The 1807-nt window shown below is 57.3% G+C and carries 3 protein-coding genes; 2 read left to right on the top strand and 1 reads right to left on the bottom strand.

Translation table 11 applies throughout. The features are described from left to right. Both mtnA and HP459_RS22730 read left to right on the top strand, forming a co-directional pair. A partial coding sequence (gene mtnA / locus HP459_RS22725; RefSeq protein ID WP_171936901.1) for an S-methyl-5-thioribose-1-phosphate isomerase occupies positions 1-743 on the top strand: 743 nt, incomplete at its 5' end. Between the two features lie 43 nt (positions 744-786). After that, positions 787-1257 (top strand): SRPBCC family protein, encoded by a 471-nt coding sequence (locus HP459_RS22730; RefSeq protein WP_155024316.1) that lies wholly within the window; start codon positions 787-789, stop codon positions 1255-1257. Between the two features lie 61 nt (positions 1258-1318). On the opposite strand, the gene HP459_RS22735 is transcribed toward HP459_RS22730, so the two are convergent. Continuing rightward, entirely contained in the window at positions 1319-1591 is a 273-nt protein-coding gene (locus HP459_RS22735) for a helix-turn-helix transcriptional regulator (protein ID WP_032624682.1), read from the bottom strand. Positions 1592-1807 lie beyond the last annotated feature (216 nt).

The raw sequence follows: 1807 nt of genomic DNA on the forward strand, positions 1-1807 counted from the left end.
TGATGAACAATCTCGACCGCATGAAGATTGCGCTTTGGCAGGAAGCGTTCGTTCCGGCGCTGGTGGCTGAAGCGCTGCGCCTGATTAATGAAGACAAACGGCTTTGCGACGCGATTGCGAAAGCGGGTAGCGCGCTGGTGAAGCCCGGCAGCCGCCTGCTGACCCACTGCAATACCGGTGGGCTGGCAACGGCGGGCGTCGGGACGGCGCTAGGGGTGATTGCCCGCTCGCATCAGGCAGGCAACGTCAGCAACGTCTGGGTGGATGAAACCCGTCCGCTGTTGCAGGGCGGCAGGCTGACCGCATGGGAGCTGGGCGAGCTGGGCGTGCCGTATCAGCTGATTACTGACTCCATGGCCGCCAGCCTGATGGCAAAAGGGCAGGTGGATGCCGTGTGGGTGGGGGCAGACCGCATTGCCGCCAACGGCGACGTGGCGAACAAAATCGGCACCTATTCCCTGGCGGTGCTGGCGAAGTTCCACGGTATTCCGTTCTACGTCGCCGCCCCGCAAACGACCCTCGACCGGGACTGCCCGAACGGTGACGCGATCCCGATTGAGCAGCGCGCGGCCAGCGAAGTGACGGGCGTGGCGGGAAGCTTTGGCGCGGTGCAGTGGGCGCCGCAAGAGGCGCAGGTCTATAACCCGGCGTTTGACGTTACCCCCACCTCGCTGATTAGCGGCTGGGTGCTGGATACGGGCGTGGTCACCCCTGAAGAGGTAGCGAAAGGGAAATTCGCCTGAGTGGGACTATCCTTGTAAGGGGTTCCCTTTAGAGGACGTTATCGTGACGCTCGATCCTGAAACAGACTTAAAACTGGAACGCGTGGTGGATGCACCGCGCGACCTGCTGTGGCTCTGCTGGACCACACCGGAGCACATCAAAAACTTCTTCATTCCTGCTCCCCATAAGGTGACTGAATGCGACCTCGATCTGCGCGTGGGTGGGCGGTTCAATACCGCGTTTGAGGTGGACGGGCAGCGGATGGATAACCGGGGCGTATTTCTTGAAATCGATCCGGGGAACAAGCTGGTCTTTACCGATGGCTATACTGAGGGCTGGAAGCCGGCTGAAAAGCCGTTTATGACAGCGATCCTGCTGCTGGAAGATGTGGGGGAGGGCAAGACCCGCTACACGGCAATTGCGCGTCACCCAACGAAGGAGATCCGCGAGCAGCATGAACAGATGGGCTTCCACGAAGGGTGGGGCGTGGTGTTGGATCAGCTGGTGGGGTATGTGAAAGGGCTGAAACGGTAGTGCCCTTAGACCCCCTCTCCCTTGAGGGAGAGGGCTGGGGTGAGGGGGGAGAATTCATTGATTATGTTGAAGACAGATTTCTCTTTTTGGTATTCCTCATCTGACGAAATACTCGCTCTCCCTTTTCATCAAAGTATCTTTCCGGCCATATCACATCGGGTGGAATGTCTGGCGCCTGAGCGATAAGCAGTTCACCTTTAGGCCATGGTCGGGTAAGCGCATTTGCCAGTGTGGATGAGGAAAGGCCAGCCTTTCTGGACAACGCAGCCAGGCTTGTTCCATGTTTCTTTAGTGCAGCGATAATGTCGGCCGGGTGCCAGTTCTGATGTTGCATTGTGTCCTCCTTACATGTGTTCGTTACGTGCTCAATTATCCTATTTTGGGATAAGAAGGCAGCGGGAGGATATTCGATTTCAGGATATTTGTATGGAATCGGAACAATGGCTTCAGTTTACTCGGATGAATACCAGCGTGTTATCAATGCGTTGAAGAAAGCGCGTAAAGAGAAGGGGATGACTCAGGCGCAGCTTGCGGAGGCACTGGGAAAACC

The organism is Enterobacter sp. CM29 (assembly GCF_013179605.1).
In the GTDB taxonomy this organism is placed as follows: domain Bacteria; phylum Pseudomonadota; class Gammaproteobacteria; order Enterobacterales; family Enterobacteriaceae; genus Enterobacter; species Enterobacter intestinihominis.

Coding starts and splice junctions, on each gene's coding strand:
- HP459_RS22735 (WP_032624682.1), bottom strand. CDS start 1,591: ATGCAACATCAGAACTGGCACCCGGCCGACATTATCGCTGCACTAAAG.